The organism is Polynucleobacter sp. 78F-HAINBA (assembly GCF_018882325.1).
Lineage (GTDB): Bacteria > Pseudomonadota > Gammaproteobacteria > Burkholderiales > Burkholderiaceae > Polynucleobacter.
In genome coordinates this window covers 45217-71750 of sequence record NZ_JACVOQ010000007.1, presented here as the reverse complement: position 1 = coordinate 71750, position 26534 = coordinate 45217, and the positions used below count along the sequence as shown (strand labels likewise).

Below are 26534 nucleotides of genomic sequence, written 5' to 3'. Positions count from 1 at the left end.
ACCCGCTTAAGACCGCCAAACTCTAGAAACTCTTTAACTACCTTTAGCTTGAACTGCTTGCTGTACTTGCTCATAAAACAAAACCCCCTTGGTTGGACAAAGCGTCCAACTTTTGGGGGTCAGTTCACATGGGGTGGCTTTTTTAATGCCGGATCGCATGATCAAGCATTCTATAAAAAATGCATTATTTTCCGCAAGGAAATACACCTTCTAAAAACTTCAACATAGTTTCTGCTGCTGGTTTTGGTCCATTAGATGGGTTTGCATTGGCCCAAGCAATGTATTCGTCTACTACTTGGATACGAGATGGTGCAGGTTGCTTGACGCAAATCTTGCTAGGAGCAGTTTTTGGGTTACGTGTTGCAAGGTAGGTGTCATAAACCGCTTGGCCATAAATTTGGCAGGTCACGTTTGTGCTTCCTTCGCCTTTGCAATATTGCAATAGCTCATCAGTAGTAGTTGCGTTGGCTGCTTGCATGCTAGCGGCCATTCCGAAGGCTAGGGTAGCGGCAATTAAAAATTTCTTCATGTTTATTCCTTTAATCAATTTTATATATGTCAATGTAGATGAGTGCGAGTAATTAGCGACGACCACGACCGCCACCGCCACCAAAGCCGCCACCGCGGTTACCGCCACCAAAGTGCTCACCACCGCCATCAAAGCGCGCACTGCGAGTATCACCAAAGCCGCCACCACCGCCAAATCGATCGCCACCACCGGAAGATCTTTCTGGAGCGCGATCACCACCAAAATTCCCACCGCGGTCAGCGCTACTTCTGTCGCCTGTTCGATCAGCGCCTGCACGATCCGCGCGATCACCACTCATATTGCCAGCGCGATCCCCGGAGCGGTTATTGCCTAAGTCGCCACGCTGTAAGTTCTGGCGTAATTGATCGCGTTCAGCATCACGACTCGCATTAGCCCCTGCACCGCCACCAAGATTGGCATTGCGGCGTTGTTGATCGGGCTTCCAGTCACTGGAGCCACCATTGCGATTGCCATTCCAGTTGTTGTTAGTGTTCTTATTGAAGTTGTTGAAGTTATTGTTATTTACGGTCAATGATCCACCACCGTAACCGCCGCCCCAGTGACAACCACCCCAAAGAGCTGCGCCAACCGCCATACCGACGCCAAATGAAAGAAGTGCTGTGCCGGCTACATATCCAGGTGGATAGTATGCGTATGGAGGGTAGGCTGGGTAGGCCCAAGCGCCGTAAACAACGGTTGGGTTGTAAGTAGGAACATAGACAACTTGAGGATTCGCAGGTTCAATGATGATGGTCTGACTGCTACCGCTGCCTTGTGTTGTCACCGTCTGTTGTGAATTTGATTGCAGGGATCCAGCTTGTTTAGCTTTTGCACGCAATGCTTGAATCGCGCTCATGGTTTCTGATTGCTGTGCCAAGACAGCGTTACCAAGTTGTTGTGTCCAGCTCAGCTGGGCTCCCATCATTTCCAGTACCGGTGGAAATGACACGAGGGACTTCACGCTCGCATCCCAGGTCTGCTGCTGAAGTGCTTTATTAAGGGCATCACCCTTGAGCTTGCTATTAGTTTTGGCCCAGTTGGATGCTTCTCCAACCTCTAATGGATAAGTGGCAGCCATCAATACTTGCGAGACAAGTGCATCCGGATAAAGTGCAATCGGTGCTACTAGAGCCTCTAATTGCGCTTGAGACAGCTTGACTGCTTGTTGTTGGCTAGAGTTCTGGGCATATGCCACAGGAGCTGCCGCAGGAATGATGAGTGCAGCCGTAAGCAGGCTTGCTATTAAACGAGATGGAGTGCCCATCTTCTTTGTCGCCAACATTGGCACTCCTTTATCAAGGTTGAATATGCTTAGATTCTACAGAATGGGGCTAATATTAGATATGCACCAAATTGAAGCATAACGCACTTAAAGTAGGCGAGCCAATAATTGGAATGAAGATCAGGGGAATACTATGAATATGTTGTTCATTCTTTAGTATTACCTCCATAGATTTTCTTTCAAACCACCCTAAGGGGTGGTTTTTCTTTTTGCGGTTACCTCATCTAGGAAGTACTTCTTAATTTCTTGCGTAATATTTTCACGTGAGTGTTTGCGCTTTTCCAGTAAGCCAACTTTCCGGTAAATCGTTTTTCCAGGTAGCGTGGATATTTTTAGTTGGCGGTCGTTATCCCATGAAACATTAGCAAGTTTGGGGACAATCGAGTATCCAAGCCCCTGTCTTACAAGCTCAATAATTGCCTCAACTGAATTAAGCTCCATACCTTCTTTAATATTGAGTTTATTTACTCGAATAGTTTGATCTACTAGGTGGCCGGTCCAAGTATTTCTTTCGAAGCGCATAAATGGGAGTTCATTTGCCAGTTCCTTAGGTGAAGAAACCTTTTTGTTTTTACTTGCCGGAGAAATCAATACCATTGGCTCTGTATATAATTCTGTCCACCGAATATGTTGAGGTAATGCATAAGGGGATTCGGTCACAATCGCCGCATCTAGAGTTCCTTCAATTACCTGATCTAGAAAGTTATTCGAAAGACCTGCAATGAGCTTGATTTCGAGTTCTGGGTAATTCTGTTTGAGCTCATTCAATGTGTTTCCAAATGCGCCCATTAAGGTTGAAACGAGTGCGCCTAAAACAATAGTGCCGCTGAGATCAGATTTGAAGCCAGAACCTAAAGCTTCATAGCGTGCAATGATTTCTTGGATTGGCTCAACCAATGATCTGCCATGATGATTTAGAGTCATGGAGCGTTTAGTTCTATCAAAAAGCTCAATACCAATATCAGCCTCTAGTTGCTGCAATTGTTGTCCCGCAGCAGCAGCGGTCAGGCCTATTTCACGTGCAGCGGCCGCCACGCTCTTGTGTCTTGAGATGGCTAGAAAGTTCTTGAGTACTCGAATGCTCGACATAGACTTAAATATAAAGTATTTTTTTATCTCGAAGAAAATTATATTCGATTTATTTTTTACTATCTATCGATATAATCAGCTCATGTCCAATACAGATCTCAAAGTAAAAGTCTGGCGCGGTGCTCAAGAAGGTGAGTTTGTTGAGTATTTGGTGCCGCGAAACCCCAATCAAACGGTGCTGGATGTTGTTACCTATATTCAGCGCAAGCTGGATCCGACCCTAAGCTATCGCTTCGCTTGTCGAGTTGGTATGTGTGGTTCTTGCGCCATGACAGTGAATGGCGTTGCTCGCTGGACATGTCGCACTCACGTTTCTCAGATCGTTGAGGGTGACTCACTAGAGATCGCACCCTTACATAATCTTCCCGTCATTAAAGATCTTGCAACAGATATGCGAGAGTTCTTTAACAAGTGGAAAGGTGCTGTCGGTTTCTTCAAGGGCGATAAAACGCGTCATGATGATTTTGTGAATGTAGAGCCAGAATCGGTTGAGCGTCAGTTGGCTAATGCTGGCATCGAATGTATTGGTTGCGGAGTTTGCTATTCCTCCTGTGAAGTTGTTGAAAAACGTGCTAACTATCTTGGTCCTGCCGCTCTGAATCGCGCTTGGACGCTGACAAACGATGTGCGTGATGTTCAGCAATTTGATCGCCTGCGTGCGGTTGCTGGTGATGAAGGTTGTCATGCATGTCATACGCAGGGATCCTGTACTGAGCGCTGCCCTAAGAAGCTGGAGCCTACGGCTAGTATTGCTGGCCTTAAGAAATTAGTAGCCAGGGCTGCCGTGCGTGGCAGCAAATGGGGTAAGTTATGAGCCAGGGAATATTGCAGGCCAAGCTTTGGTATGCCCAAAGAATTAGCGCCATGATTTTGGGGCTCTGTGTCAGCATCCACCTCATCATTATTTTTTACGCAATACGCGGCGGCCTAACTGCTGAAGAGATTCTTGGGCGTACGCAGGGCAATATTGCATTTGCTATTTTTTATGAGATTTTTGTTTTGGCCTGCTTCGTGCACGCGCCTATTGGCTTGGCTAATATTCTCGAAGAAACATTTTGCAAGGGATTTATTTCCAAGACCCTATCTTGGATTTTGGCAGCCCTCATCATCACCCTGGGAACTACAGCGGTGATCGGTGTCTATACCGGAGGTGCTTTATGAGATCTAGACCAAAGCTCGATTTACGCGCAAAGTCTCATCTCTCTTACTTTGCATATGCATGCCATCGTTTCTCTGGATTATTGTTGGCTTGCTTTATTCCTTTGCATTTCTTAATGCTTTCTCAGTCTCTTCGTGGAGCCAGTGGGTTTGAGCGCTATTTGGGATTAACCGATTTTTGGGTATTCAAATTTGGTGAGTGGGCGCTTGTTATTTTGTTGGCGATTCATTTGGTGGGTGGGATTCGGCTCATCATGATTGAGTTTGGTCCGTGGCGCGGACTGCGTAAGGCTTGGACCCAGGTGGCTATTTTGTTTGGCATTGCTTGTGGCCTTCTATTTTTGTATTTAGCAAATTGATTGGGTAATTTATGCAGTTGCAAATGAAAGCAGTTGAAGACGCATGTAAAGAGCTTTATATCCGCGCCTTAAAAGTACTCCCAGATGATGTTAAAGCAGGTATTGAGCGCTTAAACCAAGGTGAGTCGGATGCTCGCGCGCAGGTGGTGCTGAAAACCATGATCACCAATATTGCCGTTGCAGAGCGTGAGGACAACTTACTTTGCCAGGACACAGGCCTACCGATCTACAAGGTCAAGATTGGCCGCAATGTTCAGCTTGATGGCATGGAACTCAAGGCAGCTATTCGCAAAGGGTGTGAGCGTGCAACAACTGAATATCCATTGCGCTCATCAGTAGTTCATCCAATCACCAGAAAAAATAATCACACCTCCTGCGGTATTGATATGCCTGCAATCAGCATTGATTTTTGTGATGATGATGAGACTCTTGAGATTGAGATGGTTCCAAAGGGAAGTGGTTCAGAAAACAATTCCTTTTTGAAAATGGCCATTCCTGCTGATGGGATTAATGGCGTTAAAGCTTTTGTCATTGAGAGTGTTGTATCTGCTGGAGGTAAGACATGTCCCCCAACGATTGTTGGCGTTGGCGTTGGTGGCACCTCCGAGCAATGTGTTGCGATGGCCAAGCGTGCAGCTACCAGAGAATTGGGGAGTGTATGTAGTGACGAAGAAGGTGCTAAGTTAGAGCAAGAGTTAACTGCTGCTGTGAATAAATTGGGTATTGGTCCTCAAGGTTTAGGTGGCGATGGAACAGCATTTGCTGTGCATGTAGAGCTTGCCCACACGCATATCACCCTTAATCCAGTAGCAGTCAATATGCAGTGCCATTCTGCGCGCAGAGCGCGAGCAACTTTCACACCCGCTGGTGTGACTTACGGATTCTAGGAATAACGATGGCCCATTACTACCTTCCAACTCCTGTTAGCGAAGCGGATATTCGTAAGCTACGCATTAATGACACAGTCACACTGCAAAATACTTTGTTTGGTATTCGAGATGCTACGCAGATTCACCTATTTGATAAGGGTCGCAAAACTCGCTTTGATCTCAATGGGCATGCTGTGATTCATACGGCGCCGAATGTGCGTAAGGTCCCTATTAGCGAAGAATTCCCAGCTGGCTACCAGCCAATCTGCATTGGGACTACTACTTCAGATCGTATGGAGCGCTTTACTCGCCCTTTGATGACTGAAAATGGTGTGCGAATGATTGTAGGCAAGGGTGGTATGCGTGAAGGATCTGCGGCAGCCTTCCAGGAGATTGGTGGTGTGTATCTTGCAATTATTGGCGGTACGGCAGCGCTAGAGACAACTTGGATTGAGCAGATTGAAGATGTTGATATGGATGACCTCAATCCTGAATCTCTCTGGCGTTTCAAGATTAAGGACTTTGGCCCCTTGCTGGTAGCAATGGATAGCCATGGTGGCAGCATTTATCAAGAAGTGAAGAGCGATGTTGCGCGCAATAAAGAAGCTGTTTTAAAGAGCCTGGGAATTGCATCATGAATATCGCCACCATTGAAACCGATATCCTGATTCTGGGTTCTGGTGGTGCAGGACTATTTGCAGCTCTGCACGCACATCAAGCTAATCCAGATCTTCATATCACTATTGCCGTAAAGGGACTGCTGGGTAAATGTGGTTGTACTCGGATGGTACAAGGTGGTTATAACGTTGCGCTAGCGGAAGGTGATTCTGTTGAACGTCACTTTATGGATACGATTGAGGGTGGTAAATGGCTGTCCGATCAAGAGTTGGCGTGGACCTTAGTTAATAAGGCTGTCGAACGTATTCATGAGCTTGAGAATGAGCTTGGCTGTTTTTTTGATCGCAATCCAGATGGAACAGTCCATCAAAAGGCGTTTGCTGGGCAAACCTTTGACCGCACAGTCCACAAGGGAGACCTGACTGGCATTGAAATTATCAGCCGATTGGCTGAGCAAGTCTGGGCTAGAGGAATTCATCGTCTTGAGGAATATCGAGCGCTTGAGCTAATTCATAGTGCTGATGGAAAGTCTCTCGCTGGAGTACTGATGCTTAATATGCAGACTGGTGAATTCACGCTGGTACGAGCTAAGGCAGTTCTCTTGGCTACAGGTGGCGGCCCCACAATGTATAAGTACCACACACCTTCGGGCGATAAGAGTTGTGATGGCTTAGCTATGGCACTGCGTGCTGGCCTCACATTGCGCGATATGGAAATGGTGCAGTTTCATCCAACTGGTTTGTTAGCCGGCCCTGGGACTAGGATGACTGGAACTGTTCTTGAGGAAGGCTTGCGTGGGGCAGGTGGATATTTGCTTAATGGCAATCAAGAGCGCTTTATGGGTAACTACGATCCCCGCAATGAACGCGCAACTCGAGATATTGTTTCTCGCTCTATTAATTCTGAAATTAGAGCGGGTAGAGCCACCCCTAATGGCGGTGTCTATATTCAGATGAGTCACCTTGGTCCTGATAACGTCCGCAAGCAATTTAAAGGCATGGTTGAGCGATGTGCCGATAGTGGCTTTGACTTGGCTGGAGATCTTGTAGAGGTTGTTCCAACCGCGCATTACATGATGGGCGGATTAATTTTCAAAGCGGACTGCAGCACCGAGTTGCCAGGTTTATTTGCAGCAGGTGAAGACACTGGAGGGGTGCACGGTGCAAACCGCTTGGGTGGTAATGGCGTTGCTAACTCCACTGTATTTGGCGGCATTGCTGGAGAAGAAATGGCGAAGTGGGTTGTGTCCCAGAATTTGCAAGAGTGCAATATGGATGAGGTGCACGCCAGCATCAAGGCCCATGAGGCACCATTAGAGAGGCCTGCAGGCGATATTGAGTTAATTCGTGATGCTCTTGCAGAGTGTATGTGGGATGACGTAGGCATCTCAAGAACAAAAGAAAGTTTGCTCCGAGCTCGCATCAAGCTTGATCAGTTGGGTGAACAGTTGCATCAAATTGGCGTAGGCGATATTCAAAGGGAATACAGCATTACATGGCAGGATTGGATGAATTTAAATAATCTGATCTTAGTTAGCAAGTCTGTAACCGAAGCCGCGCTTTCTCGTGAAAACTCTCGAGGAGCTCACTATCGCGATGATTTTCCTCAACCCGGCTCTTTAGAAGAATCTTATTTCACAGCAGTTCAATTGGGTAAAGATGGGTTAGATATTAAAAATAGACCAGTTCAATTTACGATGATTAAACCTGGCGAGACTATTTTGGTAGAGGTCTAATCATTTTTGAATTGATTGAGCCTGCCTCATTTGCACTAGCAACTCTAATCGTTCTGTGCGCATTCTTCATCTTTGGAGTTTCAGGGTTTGGCTCATCAATAGTATCTGTGCCTTTGTTGGTTCAGATGTATCCACTAAAGGTAGTGGTGCCAATGATGGTGCTTATTGATATCTGTGCCTCACTATATGTAGGCAGGAAGTCGTCTGGTGATGCCAACATTCAAGAGTTGAAATGGTTATTTCCCTTTAGTTTGGTAGGGATGGTACTGGGGATCCTTCTATTGGTGAAGGCGCCAAGCGAACCTTTGTTATTGATTCTTGGAATCTTTGCGGCCATTAATGGCGTGCGTGTTTTAGTTCAGAGAAACGTCGAATTTCGAGATCCCATCAATAAATGGTGGGCGGCGCCGTTTGGATTTTTTGGGGGTGCATTTACAGCTCTTTTTGCTACGGGTGGGCCGATTTATGTCTCCTATCTTGGATTAAGAATCAGCAGCCCTAAAGTGCTCCGAGCAACAATGGCCTTCGCTATTTTTATGCTTACTTTTCTCCGGCTTACCCTGATGCTTGTTACTGGGTTAATCCTCAGTTGGGAGGTTATAGGTCTCGCTATTTGCCTAATGCCAATCGCATTCTTGGGTATATGGACTGGTTCGCATGTTCACACTAAGCTTAGTAACGCTTCTATGCGTATAGCCTATGGTTCTATCTTGGTGTTTGCTGGTGCAATGTTATTGCTTAGACAGCTTGCATAAAATGATCAGCTAGTCGGAAATAAAAAAGCGAGGACGAATCCTCGCTTTTTTATGCTGCTGGTAATTGTTACTGAGTACTAATGTTGCGACCCTTAATTACCTTCTCCCATGAGGCTGACTCTGACTTCACTTGGGCCTCAAAGTCTTTCTGATTATTTACAACTGCTGTTAAACCGTTGAGGTCTAAGCTCTTTTTCATGGCTTCGGAACTAACCGCTTTTACAGTGGCGTCATAGATTTTCTCGGTAATTGCTTTTGGAGTATTTGCTGGTGCCACTAAACCAAACCAACCGGTACTCTCAAATCCAGGTATGCCAGCCTCTGCAACGGTTGGAACATCTGGTAGCTGTTTGACGCGTTTAGCGCTAGTCACAGCCAGAGGTTTAATTTGACCGTTCTTAGCAAAGCCAGTTGCCGCAGTCAAGTTGCCCACCATGAAGTCAATTTGACCGGACACTAAATCATTGATTGCAGCTGACTCACCTTTATATGGAACATGCGTTGCTGGGATATTGGCGGCATAAGTTAGATTCTCTCCTGCCATGTGAACCTGGCTGCCAATTCCTGCTGAGCCAAAGTTGAGGTCCTTAGTTTTTGCGTAGACAATAAATTCACCGAAATTTTTAACGGGTAATTTTGTGCTTACTGATAACAGCATTGGTCCGCTCGCAACGTTGGTAATGTACACAAAGTCTTTTGCATAATTGACGGGCAATTTTTTATACAAATTAGGGTTCACAGTCAGCATGCTACCTGATGCAAGCATGATGGTGTAACCGTCAGCAGGGGATTGCGCTACAAATTCAGCTGCGATATTACCGCCTGCACCACCTTTGTTTTCAACAATAACGTTCTGTCCTAAGTCTTTTGTTAATTGCTGAGCCAAGAGTCTGCCAAGAATATCGGTAGTTCCTCCAGCTGCAAATGGGATTACTAATTTAATTGGCTTAGTAGGCCAGGATTGCGCGATTGCTAGTTGGGGTAGAGCGAGCGATAGCGCGCCAGCAAGCAAAATAAATCGTCTACTCAATTTGAAATTTTCAATCTTAAACATCGGTGACCTCCAGTGGTAATTTGATCTTTGTATCTTAGCTACTTACACATCAAAAAATACGCTTTATTGCTATTTATTAGTTATATGCTTATACGTCACTACTGTCTCCTCCACCCACTATATTGCGCCACTTTATATTCGTTGCGCCGCACAATGAATTGATTCTTGCAAGATATCTAAATCATCTATATGATTCAGATATGTCAGTTATTTTGTTCCCTAAAGTCAAGTCTAGTCAAGCCCTAAAAACCCTGCGTTTTGATGGATTGATTCTGACTGCCCTTTTTCACAGGGAGCATGCATGAATCTCAGTTATCAGGAATTGCTGACCTTAGCGGATTCAGGTCTTAGGGCCGCAGGGGTTGGCGCAAAGGCCGCTTATGAAACGGCGCAATTTTTGGCTTTAGCTGAGTTAGATGGTCTTGCATCACATGGCCTTGCGCGGGTGGCTCAATACGCTGGCCATGCAAAAAATGGCCGTATTGAGCTGGATCCCAAATTGAAGGTTCGACCATTCAAGACGGCAGCAGCATTGGTTGATGCGCGTGATGGCCTCGCTTTTCCTGCACTTCGTTTTGCTACTGACCTCTCCGTGAATCTGGCCTCTAAAAGTGGCCTTGGTTTAGTCGCGGTTACCAATAGCCATCATTTTGGCGTTGCGGGTCATTATGTTGAAGCTGCCGCAAGAGCCGGCTATATCTCCTTATTATTTGGAAATACTCCAGCGGCAATGCCAATGGTTGGTGGTGCAAAAGCTATTTTTGGGACTAACCCTTTAGCGGCGGCATTTCCAGTTGCCGGTAAAGACCCTCTAGTAATTGATATGTCACTTTCTGCTGTTGCCCGCGGAAAATTATTGATCGCAGCAAAAAATGGCCAGCAGATTCCAGAAGGTTGGGCATTGACTGCTGACGGGAAACCAACCACTGATCCACAAGAGGGCTTGAAGGGTCTGATGGTTCCTCTGGGCGGTGATAAAGGGGCTTTGCTTGCCCTCATCGTTGAGTTGCTAGTAGTTGGGCTATCGGGCAGTAGATTTTCCTATGAGGCAGATTCTTTTTTTGATCCGAAGGGCAACCGCCCCCGGATTGGTCAGTTGATATTGACTATTGATCCAGGCTTAGCAGGCTCATCTGTTTTTGCTAGTCGAATCCAAGATTTTTTACAAGTTTTAAGTGCTGATGCCGGGACTCGTCTTCCTGGTCAGCGTCGTTTTAAGCAGCGTGCCATAGGTCTAAAACGTGGCGTCACAGTTTCAGATGTAGTTGTAGAAGAAATTCAGACTGGTATCCGCCAGTCATGGACTGAGTAGTTTTTATAAACGAGATTATTGAGGAGATAGTAATGATCCACTTTGTCGTGCATGAGCCAGCAGATGGCGTAGGTGTAGTGGTAGTTGAGGGTGTTAAGGCCGGAACTGACTTGATTGGTTGGGTGATGGATGGTGATCTAACTTTAAATATCAAGTCTGAAAGCGATATTCCAATTGGTCACAAGATTTCATTGAACGATTTCAAGCCAGGTGACACGGTAATGAAATACGGCGTTGATATTGGAAAAGTAGTAGCCCCAATTAAAAAAGGCGAGCACCTCCACGTCCAAAACGTAAAAACTAAGCGCTGGTAATCCAGCCTCCTTACCTACCTATTCATTGAGAGAGATATAAAAATGACTAATTTGAAAGACGCAACCTTTTTAGGTTATCGCCGTGAAAACGGACGCATGGGTATTCGCAATCATGTATTGATTTTGCCTTTAGATGACTTATCTAACGCAGCATGTGAAGCAGTGGCAAACAACATCAAGGGAACAATGGCGATTCCCCATTCCTACGGTCGCTTGCAATTCGGGGCTGACTTGGATTTGCATTTCCGCACTTTAATTGGAACTGGTTCAAATCCAAACGTAGCAGCAGTAGTGGTGATTGGTATTGAGCCGCAGTGGACAAAAATTATTGTCGATGGCATCAAGGCATCAGGCAAGCCAGTTGAGGGATTCTGGATCGAAGGTAACGGCGATACAGCAACGATTGCCTCTGCCAGCAAGGCTGCTTACAGCATGATGAAGCATGCATCTAAGCAAAAACGCGTTTCCGCTCCTCTTTCAGAGTTGTGGGTTTCTACAAAATGCGGTGAATCTGACACGACTTCTGGTTGCGGTGCAAACCCAACTGTTGGTGATGCTTTCGACAAGCTCTATGGAATTGGTTCTACCTTAGTATTCGGCGAGACTACCGAGTTGACTGGTGGCGAGCATTTGGTTGAGGCACGTTGCCGTACACCTGAGGTGAAGAAGAAGTTCCGTGAGATGTTTGATCGTTACCAAGATGTTATTGAGCGTCATAAGACGAGCGATCTATCTGACTCCCAGCCAACCAAAGGCAATATTGCAGGTGGTTTAACAACCATCGAAGAGAAGGCTTTGGGTAATATCCAAAAAATTGGTAAGAAATGTATTGTGGATAGCGTGCTTGATAAGGGTGAAGAGCCAACAATTCCTGGACTTCATTTCATGGACTCATCATCAGCTGCCGCTGAAATGGTCACCTTGTGTGCAGCCGCAGGTTTTACAGCTCACTTCTTCCCAACAGGGCAGGGTAACGTAATTGGTAATGCAATTCTTCCGGTAATTAAGATTTGCGCTAATCCAAAGACTGTTCGCACTATGGGTGAACACATTGACGTTGATGTGTCAGGCTTATTGCGTCGTGAAGAGAATATGGATGATGCAGGAAACAAGTTGTTAGATTGCTTGAAGCGTACCGCTGATGGTGAGTTAACTGCTTCTGAGATTCTCGGTCACCGTGAGTTTGTATTGACTCGTTTATACGAATCAGCATAAGACTGCAGCATGAGAAACCTGACCGCTTACCAAGAAGTTAAGCAAAAGATCACCGAGGATCTGGTCAGGGGTCGATATCCTATGGGGCAGGCATTGCCTGCCGAAAAGGATTTATCAAAAGAGTTAGATGTATCTATAGGAACCCTGCGCAAGGCGGTGGACGAGTTGGTCGCGGAAGGTATCGTGGTTCGACGCCAAGGCAGGGGCACCTATGTTGTTGAGCATGATCTCAAACGACTTTTATATTATTTTTTTCATATCGTTAAACACGATGCTGAAAAAAAGGTGTATCCCAAAGTTGAGCTGGTTTCCTTAAATAGTGCTGCTGCCAATAAAGAAGAGGCGAGTAAGTTGGAAATTAAAGAGGGATCACCTGTTTGGAGAATTACCAATCGCCTTTCATTGGAAGGGCAATGTGTGATGATCGATCAGATCACGCTAGAGAAAAAGCGGTTTAAGGATTTAACCCGTGCGGACTTTATTGATCGCAAAGGTAGCATTTACCAAATGTATCAAATGGAGTATGGCCAGACTGTAGTGCGAAGCAGTGAACGCTTACGCGCTGGATTGGCAGGTAAACAGCATGGTGACTGGCTTGGATTAAAGTCAGACTCCCCAGTGCTTATCATTCGAAGGGTAGCGCTCGGTATTCAGGATGAACCTTTGGAGTGGCGCATCTCCACCTTAAATACTACTCAACACGAGTATTTCAGTGAGTTAGTAGCTTAGATTTATGCTAACCACCAGTCGGAAAAATATTCCAGGACTTTTAGTCTGCCTGGTCATTGCTATGTCAACTAGTTTTCTGTCTGAGAACTATGGTGGCCCACAGTTGTTGTATGCCTTACTGATTGGCTTATCCCTACATTTTTTATACCTGAATGAAACAGTAAAGCCAGGAATTGATTTTTGCGCTAAAACGGTTTTGCGTTTGGGCGTTGCTTTCCTAGGTATCCGTATTACATTTGCTGATATTGGTGCAATCGGTTGGAATACTGGGCTGATGGTGATGTTTGCAGTGGGTGCTACGGTATGCCTTGGCTTCTTCCTTGCCAAACTGCTGAAGTTATCTCCTGACTTTGGCTTGATCGCAGGTGGATCTGTTGGTATTTGTGGTGCATCTGCAGCTTTGGCCGTTGCCTCTGTATTGCCAAAAACAAAAGAGAATGAGCGCTTTACTTTGCTGGTGGTGGTTGGAGTAACCGTTCTATCCACAGTCGCAATGGTCGTCTATCCATTTACTCTGCAACTACTTGATATTACGGATTTGCCTGCAGGTATCTTTTTAGGGACAACCGTTCATGATGTGGCTCAGGTAGTTGCCGCGGGCATGTTGTTTGGTCCTGAGGCAGGGGACGTAGCTACCGTCGTTAAGTTGTTCCGAGTCGCACTGTTATTGCCAGTGGTTCTATTTATTTCCATTTTCTTTGGCGCTGAAAAATCATCTCAACGTTTAGGTTGGGGTAGCTTACGCCTAATACCAACATTCCTACTGGGATTTGTCGCTTTATCAGTTGTTTCATCCATGCAGATTTTGCCAAGCTCCGTAACCCATTCCATTGGCGGTATATCTCGCTGGATGCTGGTGATTGCTATAGCCGCCGCTGGACTAAAAACAAATTTTCAGGACTTAGCCAAGTTGGGTTGGCAGCCGGTTGTGATGTTGGTTGTTGAGACCCTATTCATCGCTGCTATTGGGCTATTCTTTATTCTCAAAATGACCTAGCTTGAACTAGGCGATGGCCTCTCGAATCATTCCGGCCGCAACGGTATGGTTTGTGGCTTCATCAATGAGGATAAATGCACCAGTGCGTTGAGATTGATTAAACAAGTCAGTAACAATGGGTTTTTGCAAAACAAAGGATACGCGACCGATTTCATTTGCTTTAAGTGGATGGGTTTCTAGTGCATGAGAAAGTGTTTGTACATCTAGCACTTGCTCAATTACTTTTACCTTGGCGCCAATCATATTGGTAGTGTGACGCAAAGCATACTTCCGACTTAGGGAGAGTGGTTCGGTATCAAGCCAGCAAAGATCAGCAGAGACCTGCTTGCTGAGTTTTGGTGGATTGCTATCTTCAGCGCTGATAAATAAGCAGCCTCTAGAAACATCGATATCTTCAGTCAAGCTAATCGCTGCGGATTCACCTGTTTGAGCGGACTCCACCTCATTACTAGTGTGTTCATGATTTGAGCGATTGCCTAAGTAGATCTTCGCAACAGTTGCTTCGCGATTCTCTGGCAGCACTTTAATTTTTTGACCCACTCGAATACTGCCAGACTCAATTTGACCTAGGTAGCCGCGGAAGTCATCCGAAGCGCTGCCATCCTGACGAGCAACATACTGAACTGGAAAGCGTAAGCCCGTTTTTTCTGATTGAGGGCTGGTATCTAAACTCTCAAGCCACTGAAGTAATGTGGGACCCTTATACCAAGGCGTATCTTTGCTGTGCGTGACAACGTTGGCGCCGAGTAGAGCAGACATTGGAATCAAAGTGGGTTCAGATAAGCCAATTTTGCTGCACAAGTCTTGAATTGCTATTTTGATGGTATTGAAAACAGCCTCATCAAAATTGAGCAAGTCCATTTTGTTCACAGCAAAAACAACATGGCGCAGACCTAGTAAATGCACAATTGCGGCATGTCGTTTAGTTTGAGCCAATAAAGTAGCAGGAGTGGTATTGAGATCTACTCGAGTAGCATCCACCAAAATCACCGCAACATCGGATTGAGATGCGCCCGTAACTAGATTGCGCGTGTATTGCTCATGACCTGGAGCATCAGCCACAATAAACTTCCGCTTAGGCGTAGAAAAATAGCGATAAGCCACATCGATAGTGATGCCTTGTTCACGTTCCGCCTCTAGTCCATCAGTCAGTAGCGCCAAGTCAACGCCTGCATCAGAGGATGTAACGCGTGCATGTTTTGTTTTGGATAAAGACTCAAGCTGATCAACCAAGATGGACTTAGTGTCATATAGCAATCGACCAATTAGTGTGCTCTTGCCATCATCTACGCTGCCAGCAGTGATGAAGCGGACCACATTTTGGTTTTGATGTTGATTAGTAGTCATTAGAAGTAGCCTTCTTTCTTACGGCGCTCCATAGAGGCCTCATTAGTTTGATCGTCCATCCGTGTAGCGCCACGTTCGGTAATTTCTGTAATCGCGGTTTCAGCGATGATGTCGATGGGATTGGCGGCCGCACTGAGGACTGGGCAAGTACAGCTGATGTCACCTACAGTACGAAAACGCACATTCAGAATCTCACTGATATCTCCTGGTGCCTTAGGCGTGATATTGGTAACGGGGACTAAGAGACTATTCTTACGAACCACTTCGCGCTCATGGGTGTAGTAAATACTTGGTAACTCTAAATTCTCGCGAGCGATGTATTGCCAAATATCGAGCTCTGTCCAATTGGAGATTGGGAACACACGCATATTTTCTCCTTGAGATATGCGTGCGTTGTATAGGTTCCAAAGTTCTGGGCGCTGCGCTTTAGGATCCCATTGGCCAAATTCATCGCGGAAGGAAAAGATGCGTTCTTTAGCGCGAGCTTTCTCTTCATCACGACGTGCCCCACCCATGAGGGCGTCAAACTCGTGCTCAGCAATCGCTTCAAGCAAAGTTACCGCCTGAGCAGCATTACGAGAATCGGTCTCTTTGCGTAAACGAACCGTACCTTTTTTGATGGAGTCCTCAACGTGACCCACAATCAGTTTGACACCGGTTTTTTCGACTACAGAATCTCGATAGGCGATGACTTCTGGGTAGTTATGCCCGGTATCAATATGCAGAATGGGGAAGGGAAGTTTTACTGGACGATCGCCAAACTGAAAGGCTTTACGAGCTAAGTGAAACATCACAATCGAATCTTTACCACCAGAGAACAGCATGGCAGGGTTTGCGCACTGCGCTACCACTTCGCGAATGATGTAGATCGACTCAGCTTCTAGCCAATCTAAATGGTCATCTAGTAATTTTTGTTCTTGCATTCTGTGATTCGTTCTTTGCTAAGTTTTGCTACTAAAGTAATTCAATGATTATTTATTTACGTGAAGACCACATTCTTTGCTATCACTTTGTAACCACCACCAGCGACCTGCGCGAATGTCTTCGCCTTGTTTCACTTGGCGCGTGCAAGGCTCGCAACCAATGCTGGGGTAGCCTTTTAAGTGCAGTGGATGAACAGGCACACCCTCTTGTTTGATGTAGGCCCAAATATCGGCCTCAGTCCAATCAAATAATGGATTGAATTTAGCAATGCCACGGGCATCATCAAGTTCTTCCAAGTTCAACTCAACACGGGTAGTGGATTGTTCGCGTCGTTGACCTGTCAACCAGGCATCAGCACCAAGTAAGGCGGCATTCAAAGGCTTAATTTTGCGAGCACCACAACACGCTTTCTTAGCCACTTCACCATCATAAAAACCATTCATGCCGTATTGATCAATGAATGCTTGAACATCACTTTCTTCTGGATAGACTTGGGCAATGGAAATCCCATAGTGCTTTTCTGTGGTTTTAGTCATATCCACGGTTTCTTGATGCAGGCGACCGGTCGCTAAAGTAAATAGCTTGATATTGGCTTTGGATTGGACAATCGCATCCGTGATCACCATGTCCTCCGCAGCCAAGCTCGTAGCAAAGCGAACATCAGAAAAGCGTGAATCGATATCCAGTAGGCGTTGTTTGAGGGTGGCCGTCTTTCTGGCTAATTCAGACTCGGAGGGTGCATCTGTGGGAATAGACCAAAATTCTGGAGCAATCATGAAGACACCAGCTTAATTCCAACCAAAAATAATGTTCCCGCAAGCGTTGTTCTGGTGGCTCGCTCAGACAGTACGCTGGAAAGTTTTGCACCTAACCAAATGGCGGGCACAGACCCAATGAGTAATCCAAACAGCAAATCAAAGTGCACGTTGCCCAGCCACCAATGCCCTAGTCCAGCCAGTGCAGTCAATGGCACAGCATAGGCAATATCGGTGCCTGCAACTTCAGATGCTTTTAAATGCGGATAGAGTAACAAGATGAGCGTTGCTCCAATTGCGCCGGCGCCAATTGAAGAGACCGTCACCAGAATTCCGATTACAGCGCCAACGCTTATGGTTGCAGTCTTAAGGGCGTTGCCAGTAGGAAGGTAGCGTGGATTCTCTTGCACCCACTTTAAGATCTTGGATCTAAAGAGTAGAGATGCTGCCGTTAATAAAACAGATATTCCAATGGAAATGCTAATGACATGATTCCAGTCTTTTGAGACTGGGCCGACGTACTTTGAAACGAGGATGGAAAGTATTGCAGTGCTAATACTGCCTATGCAGAGAAGGCGAACAATATCCCAGCGTACGTTTCCGTGAAGGCGATGTGCGGCAGTGCCAAACCCTTTGGTAATTGCTGCGAATGCTAGGTCCGTACCAACGGCGGCTGTGGGAGCAATCTCAAATATCAGCGTTAGCAATGGTGTCATCAGTGATCCGCCACCGACGCCTGTCATGCCAACCAGTAGTCCAACTAGTGCGCCGGAAATAATGAAATGTGAAGAATCAGTTAAGAAGTGAATCATCAGTGCACCCAGTCAATTAAGCAAAGGTCTGCTCAAACTCGTCGAGCTTGATGGCATTCATGAGAAACAGAATTTGACGCTGGAAGCTTTTGCGTTCTGCCACATTCTCATGTGGCAAGCGATCATGTTCGCGTAATAGCTTGGTAATGATCGGGTTGTAGTGCTCGCGTACGGGGGACATCTGAATTCCTTGGTAAATATCTTGTTAAGAAGAATTTACCAAGGGGTCTATATATCCACAAGGAATATATAGCGATATCTAAATTACTTTTAGGTATATAAGATAAATTACTTTTCTACGAATGCGCGTTCGAATACATAGTCACCTAGCTGACCCAAGCTGGGGGATACCTTGAAGCCTTTGGCATCCAGCATCTCGGCAGTTTCTTTGAGCATAGACGGGCTACCGCAGATCATCGCGCGATCGACTGTTGGATCTAATGGGGGTAGGCCAATATCTTTAAAGAGTTGACCGGATTCAATCGCAGTAGTTAAACGACCAGTGTGCTTGAAGGCCTCACGTGTCACGGTTGGGTAATAAATTAATTTCTCGCGAATGATTTCACCAATGTATTCATCTTGAGTGAGCTCATTCTTAATGTAATCGGCGTAGGCCAATTCGCTTACCAGGCGCACGCCATGAATCAAAACTACTTTTTCAAACTTCTCATAGGTATCTGGATCGCGAATGATGCTCATGAACGGCGCTAATCCTGTGCCGGTACTGAAAAGGTAAAGATGCTTGCCTGGATTTAAGTCATCAATGACCAAGGTGCCAACGGATTTCTCGCTTACTAGTATTGGGTCGCCAACCTGAATCTTCTGAAGGCGTGAGGTGAGGGGGCCATCTTGAACCTTGATGCTCAAGAACTCTAAGTGCTCTTCATAATTCGGGCTCGCCACACTGTAGGCGCGAACCAATGGCTTACCTTCGACTTCTAGGCCAATCATCAAAAAGTGGCCACTACGGAAACGCAGGCCCTTATTTCTGGTGGTGGTGAAACTAAATAGGGTGTCATTCCAGTGATGAACTGTAAGGACGGTTTCGGTGTTGTAGGCTGCCATAAACGCTTAATAATGAGGTGTAAACCTCAATTATCCCCATTCTTGGGGTGGTTCTATAGATAAAAAAGTATTTAGCTTATAAAAAGGGAGTCTTTTACTTATATCTACAAGCTCCCTATGATTCTTCCATAGCCAATTGAAAGAATCTGATGTCCACAAAGCCTACAGTCCAAAAACCCTTATTTCTGACAATCATCCAGATATTTTTGGGTTTGGCCCTGTTAAGTTTATCGACTCATCTGGCCTTGGAAAGCACTCTTTACCTAGAGGTACTGAATCAGAATGGTTTAAATCAGTATCACGCCTTTGGACTGCTGGTTTGTCTTAGCTTCATTTCAGGGGTCTTTCTTATTGCACAGCATGTGCTCACGCAAGACCAGGCGAGCATTGATGATCACTTTAGTCGGGCCGTGAACTATTAAAGCAAGATAGACTGTGACCTTATCTCCATAAGGTCACAACATGAATTCATCACCCCATAAATCCATCTTCGAAAAAGGTGCGTGGTATGTGGTGGTTCAAGGTGTCTTGATTGGCCTCATCTTATTTGGACCTCAAGGATCTCATCTAGTTAGCTCAGAGCCACTGGCTACCACTCTTCAATCCTGTGGCATTGCCATTGGTTTGCTAGCCTGTTTAATTATGGCGATTGCAGTAATTAATCTAGGAAAAAATCTCACTCCCTTGCCTTGCCCCAAAGACGATGCCGTACTTATTCAGACTGGCTTATACCGATATGTTCGCCACCCGATTTATTTCGGGGTGCTGCTGGCAGCTCTGGCCTGGCTTCTCATCTTCCCCGGGGTTTATATATTGGCATACTCGATCTGCTTATTTTTGTTATTTGACATCAAGGCTAGGCGTGAAGAAGTTTGGCTGGTTGAGCGCTTCCCAGACTACCGAAGCTATCAGGGTAGGGTTAAAAAGTTGATTCCAGGCTGCTATTAGTATATATTTATATATAATGTATTTAAATATAAAAGAAAGTAAAAAGATGAAAACAGCCCATGATTTAGTTACCCTTGCCAAGTCCTGTATTAAGGAAGTCCGTCTGGCAGACGCTGCGCAGGCGATTCAGAATGCGGATATCTTATTGGACGTTCGTGAGGCCGATGAGTATGCAAGTGGCCATATCCCTGGCGCTATTCATATGTCTAGAGGAATGCTTGAATTTAAATTAAGTAGCAATCCGGAATTGACTGCTCGTGACTTAAAGATTGTGTTGTATTGCAAGACAAGCGGTAGGGCAGCTCTGGCGTCAAAGGCATTGCAAGAGATGGGGTATCAACATGTTCAGTCAATTAGCGGTGGATTTGATGCTTGGGTCGAAGCAGGTAATCCAGTGGCTAAGCCCGAGGCTGTAGAGTTTGAATAATCCCTGGCGATATTAAGACTATTTAATTTAGGAGTTCCTATGAGTGAATCCCCATCAGTTCGGCTAGTGCAGCAGTCTGACTATCAATTTGCTATTTACTATAGTGAAGAGCGTGATCCAATTTACGGCGATGAACCACCGCCATTGGGAAGATCTCAAGGTGCAACCCCATCTCAGTTTTTACTAGCAGGTGTTGCTAACTGCTTGTCTGATTCATTGCTATTCGCTTTAAGAAAGTTTAAGCAGAATCCAGAGCCAATCGAAACTAAAGCCAGTTGCGAAATTGGTAGAAACGCAGAAAACCGTTTGCGGATCTTGGCTATTCAGGTGGAGATTCGAATTGGTGTACCAGGCGGGAGTCTTGAAAACTTGGAACGTGTTTTAGCTCAATTTCAGGATTTCTGTACCGTGTCTTCTAGTGTTAGCGCTGGAATTCCAGTAAATGTCACGGTGATCGACTCGAATAATCAGCAGTTATATCCAGCGATATAAGTCTTTCCTTTGATTTGGGTCAAAACAGCCTCCTTTTGAAAAGCCTAAAGTGGTATTGGGAAATTCAAAAGGAGATAGAGATGGTGTTGTTTAAAGAATTATTTGGCACTTTTGCTGGCCAACTCAGCTTGGCGGTAATACTGTTCATTATTGGCATGGCGATATTTTTTGTTCGCATGTTCTTAAAGAAAATTGCTGCAGGCGAGTAAACAAAAAAGCCAGGCAAGCAAGAAAAAAGCCGCAGAGCTTAAATTCTGCGGCTTTTGTATTTCTAAAAAGTAGCGATTGGATCGATTACTCTTCTTCGCGACGCAGATGCGGGAACAAAATCACATCACGAATATTGGGCGCATCGGTCAATAGCATGACTAAGCGGTCAATACCGATACCGCAACCACCAGTTGGAGGCATGCCGTACTCAAGCGCACGAATGAAGTCGTGGTCAAAGTACATTGCTTCTTCGTCACCAGCCTCTTTTTGTTCTACTTGCTTACGGAAGCGGTTGGCTTGATCTTCTGCATCATTTAACTCTGAGAAGCCGTTGGCGATCTCGCGACCGGTAATGAATAATTCAAAACGCTCCGTAATACCAGGGCGTGTGTCAGATTCGCGGGCAAGAGGGCTTACTTCGATTGGGTAATCGATGATGTAAGTTGGCTCCCAGAGGTGTGACTCGGCAACCAATTCAAATAAGGCTAATTGAAGGGCGCCAATGCCAGCGTTCTTTAGGGTAGGGGAATCTGGATTCTCACCACCTTTTTTCAGCTCAGCGCGAATAAATGCCGCATCTTCTAATTGGGCTGGCTCATAGCTCTTATTGGACTGGCCGCAATACTTCAGAATTGCTTCGGTGATAGTGAGGCGCTGGAATGGTTTGCTCAAATCCAGTTCGCGACCTTGGTGCGTCAGAACAGCAGTGCCTTGGGCATCAATCGCTGCAGCACGAATCAAGCTCTCGGTGAAATCCATCAACCAACGATAGTCGGTGTAGGCCGCATAGAACTCCATCATCGTGAATTCTGGGTTGTGACGCGGGCTAACGCCTTCGTTACGGAAGTTACGGTTAATTTCAAAGACGCGTTCAAAGCCACCAACTACCAAGCGCTTCAGATATAACTCTGGTGCAATACGCAAGAACATCTGCATATCTAAAGCGTTGTGGTGTGTAATAAATGGCTTTGCTGTAGCGCCACCAGGAATCGGGTGGAGCATTGGTGTTTCGACTTCCATGAAGTCTGCATCCAACATATGGCGACGCAAGGAAGCGATCGTATTGCTACGTGCTCTGAAAGTATTGCGACTCTCTGGATTCACAATCAAATCAACGTAGCGTTGACGGTACTTGGTCTCTAAATCTGAGAGACCATGGAATTTATCTGGAAGAGGGCGCAGAGATTTGCTTAGGAGACGTAGATTGCTACATTCAACTGAGAGCTCACCCTTGTTGGTTTTGAATAGATTGCCTTCAGCAGAGATAAAGTCGCCCATATCCCAGTGCTTAAATGCACCATGGGTATCTGCACCGCTGATTTCATCGTTGATATAGAACTGAATCTGACCGCTGCGATCTTGAATGGTCGCAAAGCTGGCCTTACCCATCACACGCTTGAGTACCATGCGGCCGGCAACTTTGACATGCACTTTTTTAGCGGCCAACTCTTCTTTGGTGAGGCTGTCGTAGTGAGTGTGGAGATCCGCTGCTAAGTGGGTTGGCACGAAGTCATTTGGAAACGCTACTCCGCCTTCGCGTAACTTGGCTAATTTTTCGCGACGCTCAGCAATGATGTGATTTTCATCAACAGCTTCAGTGACAGGGGTTTGCTTGGAATTCACTTGATCGTTCATATGGAATATTAATAACTGGAATAGGGGAGGTAAATCAAACGCCTTGTTTGAGGCTGGCTTCAATAAAGGCGTCAAGATCACCATCTAATACTTTTTGTGTATTGGAGATCTCAACGTTAGTACGCAAGTCTTTAATGCGGCTTTGATCCAGTACGTAGGATCGGATCTGATGACCCCAGCCCACATCGGTTTTGCTGGCTTCAAGCTTGTCCTGCTCAGCGCGACGCTTTTGCATCTCGTGCTCATATAGACGTGACTTCAACATCGTCATCGCTTCTGCTCTGTTGCGGTGTTGGCTTCGGTCGTTCTGACACTGAACCACGATGCCGGTTGGAAGGTGGGTCAAGCGAACTGCAGAGTCGGTCTTGTTAATGTGCTGACCACCTGCACCAGAGGCGCGATAGGTATCCGTACGGATATCGGCTGGATTAACGTCAATCTCAATCGAGTCATCAATCTCTGGATATACATAGATGCTGGCAAAAGAGGTGTGTCGACCATTAGATGAGTCAAATGGTGACTTGCGTACTAAGCGGTGTACGCCAGTCTCTGAGCGGAGATGTCCATAAGCGTACTCACCATCTACCTTGATGGTGGCACTCTTAATACCAGCAACGTCGCCATCAGATTCTTCTAAGATTTCTGTTTTGTAGCCTTTGCGTTCGCAATACTTGAGGTATTGGCGCAGGAGAATACTGGCCCAGTCACAAGCCTCTGTTCCGCCAGCGCCTGCTTGAACATCTATAAAGCAACTGCATGAATCCATCTCGTTATGGAACATGCGGCGGAACTCAAGATCGTGAATGATTTTGCTATAGCTTTCAACGTCTTGTTCGATAGCGCCAATCGTTTCAAAATCACTTTCTTCTTTAGCCATGTCGAATAATTCGAGGGCGCCAGTGATGTTGCTATTTAAATCAGTGAGGGTGGCAACAACACCATCGAGCAATTTCTTTTCTTTGCCGAGGGCTTGTGCTTTCTTTTGATCATCCCAGATGGTGGGATCTTCAAGGATTGAGTTAACTTCAGTAAGGCGTCGTGACTTTACTTCGAAGTCAAAGATACCCCCGAAGTGCTTGCTCACGAGTGAGCAGATCTGACAGGGTATTTGAAATAATATTGAGTTGTTCGGCTTCCATCCCCTAATTATAAGGGGGTTGTTGCGACTCAGCCCTCGTCGTGGGCCTCAATCATGAGTTGCACGCGTGCCTGCCCTTGGAAGCGGTCTGTCACTAGGCGATAGGCCAGTTTGGCCTTGGCTGGCAATGGCTGGGTCCGATTGAACCAAACCCCTGTAAATGGTTTGCTAGCCAGTTGACCATCGCCAATAGGGCGAAGCTGCAAACGTAGATGTTTTTCTTTCATGAGGCTTTGCTGTCCAACTTCGAATTCCCCATAAAAAATCGGCTGAGGGAAGCCTTGGCCCCAGATTTCTTCAGCAAGGAGATCGCCCGTCTCTGGTGTGAATTCAGAAAGATCGAGAGAGCCATCATGAATGTGGCGACGCTCTAATAATTCATCGTTCAGTAATTCATTGGCTACCTGCTGAAACACCACATCAAACTTTTCAAAATCGGCTTTTCTGATGCTCAGGCCTGCTGCCATGGCATGACCACCAAATTTGAGAATCAGGCCTGGCTCGCGTTTGGAAACAATGTCTAAGGCGTCACGTAGATGAAAGCCCGTCAATGATCTGCCGGAGCCTCGCAACTCTTCTCCGCTTGCGCCATCCGCAGGCGCAAACACAATCGCAGGGCGATTAAAGCGCTCTTTCAGACGCGAGGCCACAATGCCAACTACGCCTTGATGCCATTCTGGATTCCAAAGACAAATGCTCGAGCGATCGGCCATGGTGCCCGCTAATTGATCTTCTGCGAGGTGGGCGAGAGCAGCTTCCTGCATTCCACCCTCAATCACCCGTCGCTCGCGATTAATGCGATCAAGCTCGTAGGCGAGCTCGGTAGCTTCCTCTGTCTTATCGCTCAACAAGAGACGAATGCCTAGCGTCATATCCGCTAGGCGCCCAGCAGCATTCAGACGAGGACCAATAGCAAAACCTAAATCAAAGGTATTGGCTTTACGAGGATCTCGAACAGCCGCTTGAAATAGTGCTTGAATGCCTGCTTGTGAAACCCCCGCGCGAATGCGCTTCAAGCCATTGGAAACCAAGACGCGGTTATTGCGATCAAGCTGTGCAACGTCTGCTACGGTCCCTAAGGCTACAAGGTCTAACAGGTTCTCAATTTTGGGTTGAGTCTCGGCGGTAAATTTGCCACGCTTACGAAGCTCGGCACGCAGAGCAACTAATAAATAGAACATCACTCCTACACCTGCAAGTGCTTTGCTTGGAAAGGTGCATCCAGGCTGATTGGGGTTCACGATTGCAGTTGCTTTGGGAAGTCGATCACCTGGCAGGTGATGGTCAGTCACAATCACTTCCATTCCCAATTCGCGAGCCCGGTCTACACCAGCTTCACTAGCAATGCCGTTATCCACTGTGATGAGATATTTCGGTTTGGGGTTTTGTTGAGCTGCTAGATCCACCACCTCTGGAGTTAATCCATAGCCCATCGTAAAACGGTTTGGTACTAAGAACTGAATAGGGGTATCTACTCCACCTAACATCTTCAGACCACGGAGTGCAACGGCGCAAGCGGTAGCGCCATCGCAGTCATAGTCGGCCACTACCAGCATAGGTTCTTTACGCTCCAGAATATCGGCTAGCAGGGTAGCAGTGCTGATGCAGTTCTTCAGCTCAACTGGTGAGAGTAATTGCTTTAGATCTAAAGAGAGTTCATCTGGTTTATCAATGCCACGGGCCGCATACAACCTAGCTAGCAATGGATGCAGGCCACTTTGCTGCAACCAGCTAGCTGTCCGCTCAGAGAAGGGGCGCCTGGAAAATACGCTCATGCTGAAATGATTTCCGACCAAGCTAAAGGTTCTGATTTTTTCCAGAATGCCCAGGACTTTTTATTCAAGTCTTTAGCTGTGAAGATTCTGTGACGAGCTTGACCATTAGGAAAGTCAATGATTTCAATTTCATCTAACTCATTACTCAAAAGAGTTCTTCTTAAGTCATCCCAAATACTTTCGGGTCGATCAATCCACGCAAAGGCATTTTGCAGTCTTGAGAAATCAATATCACTTTGCTGAGGAATTCCAAGATATTTAGCCAGCCCGGCTAAAAGAGGATGCCCTCCATATACCTGGCTTGCATTTTGAAGTGGTTGGGGAATCCGAATATCCGCCAGCTTACCGATACCGCTAATCCAAAGGGAGTTAATGCTTGGCAGTCTGTGCTGCTCGCGTTCTTCATTCACGGTATCAATGTGCCAAAGCATTTGAACTTCATTTTGAAGTTTGCGCCAAAGCTTAGCGATGCCAACCTCGCTGGTATCGCGTGGCATCCACCAATCAATGTTGCGACCATGAGCTTGATCAATAGAGTGAGTTGCCAGGCTAGCAAATGGCCCTGCTGGAATAAACCAATCACCTTGCCCCTGAAATAAAATCTTGCTGCCAAAATCCTCTTCAATAAAAGGAAGGGCAGTCTGTAGCAATTTAGAGGATTCATTTGCGGTCAGATCAATCTGACTTTGGGCCATCAGGATCAAATGATCTCGGGTAGCGTGGAAATGGACTGGCTGGAGACAGGCAATAGTTTCATTTGGGTTAACAGCCAAATCACTCTGACTCAATAGTAAGACTGGGGCTATTGGCAGCCGATCGCCCAATAGAAAGCGCTCTTGCGGTAATCCGCTGGGCGGAGCATTCCGCTCAAGTCCAGCGTCAACAGCATCTTCCCCTGACGCCATCAGGGTAAAGCGCCGCATATTGCTGGCTTGGGTGGTCAAATTGGCAGTCATTCCCCTGATTTTAGGTGGCATTTACAGAATCCATC

General features: G+C 46.2%; 30 protein-coding genes. 16 read left to right on the top strand and 14 right to left on the bottom strand.

Annotation, left to right across the window (positions count from 1 at the left end; translation table 11 throughout):
- Positions 1-184 precede the first annotated feature (184 nt).
- From ICN11_RS08655 to ICN11_RS08645, 3 genes are all read right to left on the bottom strand, one after another.
- The gene (locus tag ICN11_RS08655; RefSeq protein WP_216230034.1) at positions 185-529 is read right to left on the bottom strand and encodes a Rap1a/Tai family immunity protein; all 345 of its coding nucleotides are present in this window, start codon (positions 527-529) and stop codon (positions 185-187) included.
- Positions 530-581: 52 nt separating this feature from the next.
- On the bottom strand, positions 582-1811 hold the full coding sequence (locus ICN11_RS08650; protein ID WP_216230033.1) for a DUF3300 domain-containing protein: 1230 nt from the start codon (positions 1809-1811) through the stop codon (positions 582-584).
- Between the two features lie 189 nt (positions 1812-2000).
- The gene (locus ICN11_RS08645; protein ID WP_216230032.1) at positions 2001-2900 is read right to left on the bottom strand and encodes a LysR family transcriptional regulator; all 900 of its coding nucleotides are present in this window, start codon (positions 2898-2900) and stop codon (positions 2001-2003) included.
- An 82-nt stretch (positions 2901-2982) separates the two neighbouring features.
- Between ICN11_RS08645 and ICN11_RS08640 the strand changes: the two genes are divergently transcribed.
- Genes ICN11_RS08640 through ICN11_RS08610 form a run of 7 tightly spaced genes read left to right on the top strand, consistent with a single transcriptional unit; the run spans position 2983 to position 8394 of the window.
- Positions 2983-3714, top strand: a complete 732-nt coding sequence (locus tag ICN11_RS08640) for a succinate dehydrogenase/fumarate reductase iron-sulfur subunit (protein ID WP_216230031.1) — start codon at positions 2983-2985, stop codon at positions 3712-3714.
- Positions 3711-4061, top strand: coding sequence for a succinate dehydrogenase (locus ICN11_RS08635; RefSeq protein ID WP_216230030.1), 351 nt, complete (start codon positions 3711-3713; stop codon positions 4059-4061). Before ICN11_RS08640 ends, ICN11_RS08635 begins: the two co-directional genes overlap by 4 nt.
- Complete coding sequence (gene sdhC / locus ICN11_RS08630) at positions 4058-4417, top strand: succinate dehydrogenase, cytochrome b556 subunit (protein WP_216230029.1); 360 nt, start codon at positions 4058-4060, stop codon at positions 4415-4417. The genes ICN11_RS08635 and sdhC overlap by 4 nt, the downstream gene beginning before the upstream one ends.
- A gap of 23 nt (positions 4418-4440) precedes the next feature.
- The gene (locus ICN11_RS08625; protein WP_370623619.1) at positions 4441-5304 is read left to right on the top strand and encodes a fumarate hydratase; all 864 of its coding nucleotides are present in this window, start codon (positions 4441-4443) and stop codon (positions 5302-5304) included.
- An 8-nt stretch (positions 5305-5312) separates the two neighbouring features.
- Positions 5313-5924, top strand: a complete 612-nt coding sequence (locus ICN11_RS08620; protein WP_216230027.1) for a fumarate hydratase C-terminal domain-containing protein — start codon at positions 5313-5315, stop codon at positions 5922-5924.
- The gene (locus ICN11_RS08615) at positions 5921-7639 is read left to right on the top strand and encodes an L-aspartate oxidase (RefSeq protein ID WP_216230026.1); all 1719 of its coding nucleotides are present in this window, start codon (positions 5921-5923) and stop codon (positions 7637-7639) included. Before ICN11_RS08620 ends, ICN11_RS08615 begins: the two co-directional genes overlap by 4 nt.
- An 11-nt stretch (positions 7640-7650) precedes the next feature.
- Positions 7651-8394, top strand: a complete 744-nt coding sequence (locus ICN11_RS08610; RefSeq protein WP_216230025.1) for a sulfite exporter TauE/SafE family protein — start codon at positions 7651-7653, stop codon at positions 8392-8394.
- 67 nt (positions 8395-8461) lie between these two features.
- On the opposite strand, the gene ICN11_RS08605 is transcribed toward ICN11_RS08610, so the two are convergent.
- Positions 8462-9448 carry a tripartite tricarboxylate transporter substrate binding protein gene (locus ICN11_RS08605; RefSeq protein WP_216230024.1) on the bottom strand — a complete coding sequence of 329 codons (987 nt, stop codon included), beginning with the start codon at positions 9446-9448 and terminating at the stop codon, positions 8462-8464.
- A 301-nt stretch (positions 9449-9749) separates the two neighbouring features.
- Here ICN11_RS08605 and ICN11_RS08600 point away from each other — a divergent pair, with 301 nt between their 5' ends.
- The 5 genes from ICN11_RS08600 to ICN11_RS08580 are packed head-to-tail and all read left to right on the top strand — an operon-like array spanning position 9750 to position 14015.
- A complete protein-coding gene (locus ICN11_RS08600) occupies positions 9750-10760 on the top strand; it encodes an Ldh family oxidoreductase (protein ID WP_216230023.1) in 1011 nt (336 codons plus the stop codon).
- Between the two features lie 32 nt (positions 10761-10792).
- A complete protein-coding gene (locus tag ICN11_RS08595; protein ID WP_015421504.1) occupies positions 10793-11074 on the top strand; it encodes an SAF domain-containing protein in 282 nt (93 codons plus the stop codon).
- Positions 11075-11116: 42 nt separating this feature from the next.
- Complete coding sequence (locus ICN11_RS08590) at positions 11117-12289, top strand: UxaA family hydrolase (protein ID WP_216230022.1); 1173 nt, start codon at positions 11117-11119, stop codon at positions 12287-12289.
- Between the two features lie 9 nt (positions 12290-12298).
- A complete protein-coding gene (locus ICN11_RS08585; protein WP_216230021.1) occupies positions 12299-13018 on the top strand; it encodes a GntR family transcriptional regulator in 720 nt (239 codons plus the stop codon).
- A gap of 4 nt (positions 13019-13022) precedes the next feature.
- Entirely contained in the window at positions 13023-14015 is a 993-nt protein-coding gene (locus tag ICN11_RS08580; protein ID WP_216230020.1) for a YeiH family protein, read from the top strand.
- A 6-nt stretch (positions 14016-14021) separates the two neighbouring features.
- Here ICN11_RS08580 and ICN11_RS08575 read toward each other — a convergent pair whose 3' ends face one another.
- The 6 genes from ICN11_RS08575 to ICN11_RS08550 form a co-directional block, all read right to left on the bottom strand.
- The gene (locus tag ICN11_RS08575) at positions 14022-15362 is read right to left on the bottom strand and encodes a sulfate adenylyltransferase subunit 1 (RefSeq protein WP_216230019.1); all 1341 of its coding nucleotides are present in this window, start codon (positions 15360-15362) and stop codon (positions 14022-14024) included.
- The gene (gene cysD / locus ICN11_RS08570) at positions 15362-16285 is read right to left on the bottom strand and encodes a sulfate adenylyltransferase subunit CysD (RefSeq protein ID WP_216230018.1); all 924 of its coding nucleotides are present in this window, start codon (positions 16283-16285) and stop codon (positions 15362-15364) included. The genes ICN11_RS08575 and cysD overlap by 1 nt, the downstream gene beginning before the upstream one ends.
- Before the next feature lie 48 nt (positions 16286-16333).
- Positions 16334-17062: a phosphoadenylyl-sulfate reductase gene (locus ICN11_RS08565; protein ID WP_216230017.1), complete on the bottom strand. Its 729-nt coding sequence runs from the start codon at positions 17060-17062 to the stop codon at positions 16334-16336.
- The gene (locus tag ICN11_RS08560) at positions 17059-17853 is read right to left on the bottom strand and encodes a sulfite exporter TauE/SafE family protein (protein WP_216230016.1); all 795 of its coding nucleotides are present in this window, start codon (positions 17851-17853) and stop codon (positions 17059-17061) included. The genes ICN11_RS08565 and ICN11_RS08560 overlap by 4 nt, the downstream gene beginning before the upstream one ends.
- 16 nt (positions 17854-17869) lie before the next feature.
- Positions 17870-18034, bottom strand: coding sequence for a hypothetical protein (locus tag ICN11_RS08555; RefSeq protein ID WP_215330946.1), 165 nt, complete (start codon positions 18032-18034; stop codon positions 17870-17872).
- Between the two features lie 107 nt (positions 18035-18141).
- The gene (locus ICN11_RS08550; protein ID WP_216230015.1) at positions 18142-18918 is read right to left on the bottom strand and encodes a ferredoxin--NADP reductase; all 777 of its coding nucleotides are present in this window, start codon (positions 18916-18918) and stop codon (positions 18142-18144) included.
- Between the two features lie 462 nt (positions 18919-19380).
- On the opposite strand from ICN11_RS08550, the gene ICN11_RS08545 reads away from it, so the two are divergent.
- The 4 genes from ICN11_RS08545 to ICN11_RS08530 all read left to right on the top strand — a co-directional run bounded on the left by ICN11_RS08545 (position 19381) and on the right by ICN11_RS08530 (position 20994).
- Complete coding sequence (locus ICN11_RS08545; RefSeq protein WP_216230014.1) at positions 19381-19866, top strand: isoprenylcysteine carboxylmethyltransferase family protein; 486 nt, start codon at positions 19381-19383, stop codon at positions 19864-19866.
- 46 nt (positions 19867-19912) lie between these two features.
- On the top strand, positions 19913-20293 hold the full coding sequence (locus ICN11_RS08540) for a rhodanese-like domain-containing protein (protein WP_216230013.1): 381 nt from the start codon (positions 19913-19915) through the stop codon (positions 20291-20293).
- Between the two features lie 39 nt (positions 20294-20332).
- Entirely contained in the window at positions 20333-20785 is a 453-nt protein-coding gene (locus tag ICN11_RS08535) for an OsmC family protein (RefSeq protein WP_216230012.1), read from the top strand.
- 80 nt (positions 20786-20865) lie between these two features.
- Positions 20866-20994, top strand: coding sequence for a DUF3149 domain-containing protein (locus ICN11_RS08530; RefSeq protein ID WP_216230011.1), 129 nt, complete (start codon positions 20866-20868; stop codon positions 20992-20994).
- An 85-nt stretch (positions 20995-21079) separates the two neighbouring features.
- Here ICN11_RS08530 and lysS read toward each other — a convergent pair whose 3' ends face one another.
- From lysS to ICN11_RS08510, 4 genes are all read right to left on the bottom strand, one after another.
- The gene (gene lysS / locus ICN11_RS08525) at positions 21080-22630 is read right to left on the bottom strand and encodes a lysine--tRNA ligase (protein ID WP_216230010.1); all 1551 of its coding nucleotides are present in this window, start codon (positions 22628-22630) and stop codon (positions 21080-21082) included.
- 34 nt (positions 22631-22664) lie between these two features.
- A protein-coding gene (gene prfB, locus ICN11_RS08520; RefSeq protein ID WP_216180522.1) for a peptide chain release factor 2 occupies positions 22665-23769 on the bottom strand; the annotation gives its coding sequence in 2 pieces (ribosomal slippage) (positions 22665-23687 and positions 23689-23769; 1104 coding nt in all).
- A gap of 28 nt (positions 23770-23797) precedes the next feature.
- Positions 23798-25543 (bottom strand): single-stranded-DNA-specific exonuclease RecJ, encoded by a 1746-nt coding sequence (gene recJ, locus ICN11_RS08515; RefSeq protein WP_216230009.1) that lies wholly within the window; start codon positions 25541-25543, stop codon positions 23798-23800.
- Positions 25540-26499, bottom strand: coding sequence for a hypothetical protein (locus ICN11_RS08510; protein WP_255539926.1), 960 nt, complete (start codon positions 26497-26499; stop codon positions 25540-25542). The genes recJ and ICN11_RS08510 overlap by 4 nt, the downstream gene beginning before the upstream one ends.
- Between the last annotated feature and the right edge of the window lie 35 nt (positions 26500-26534).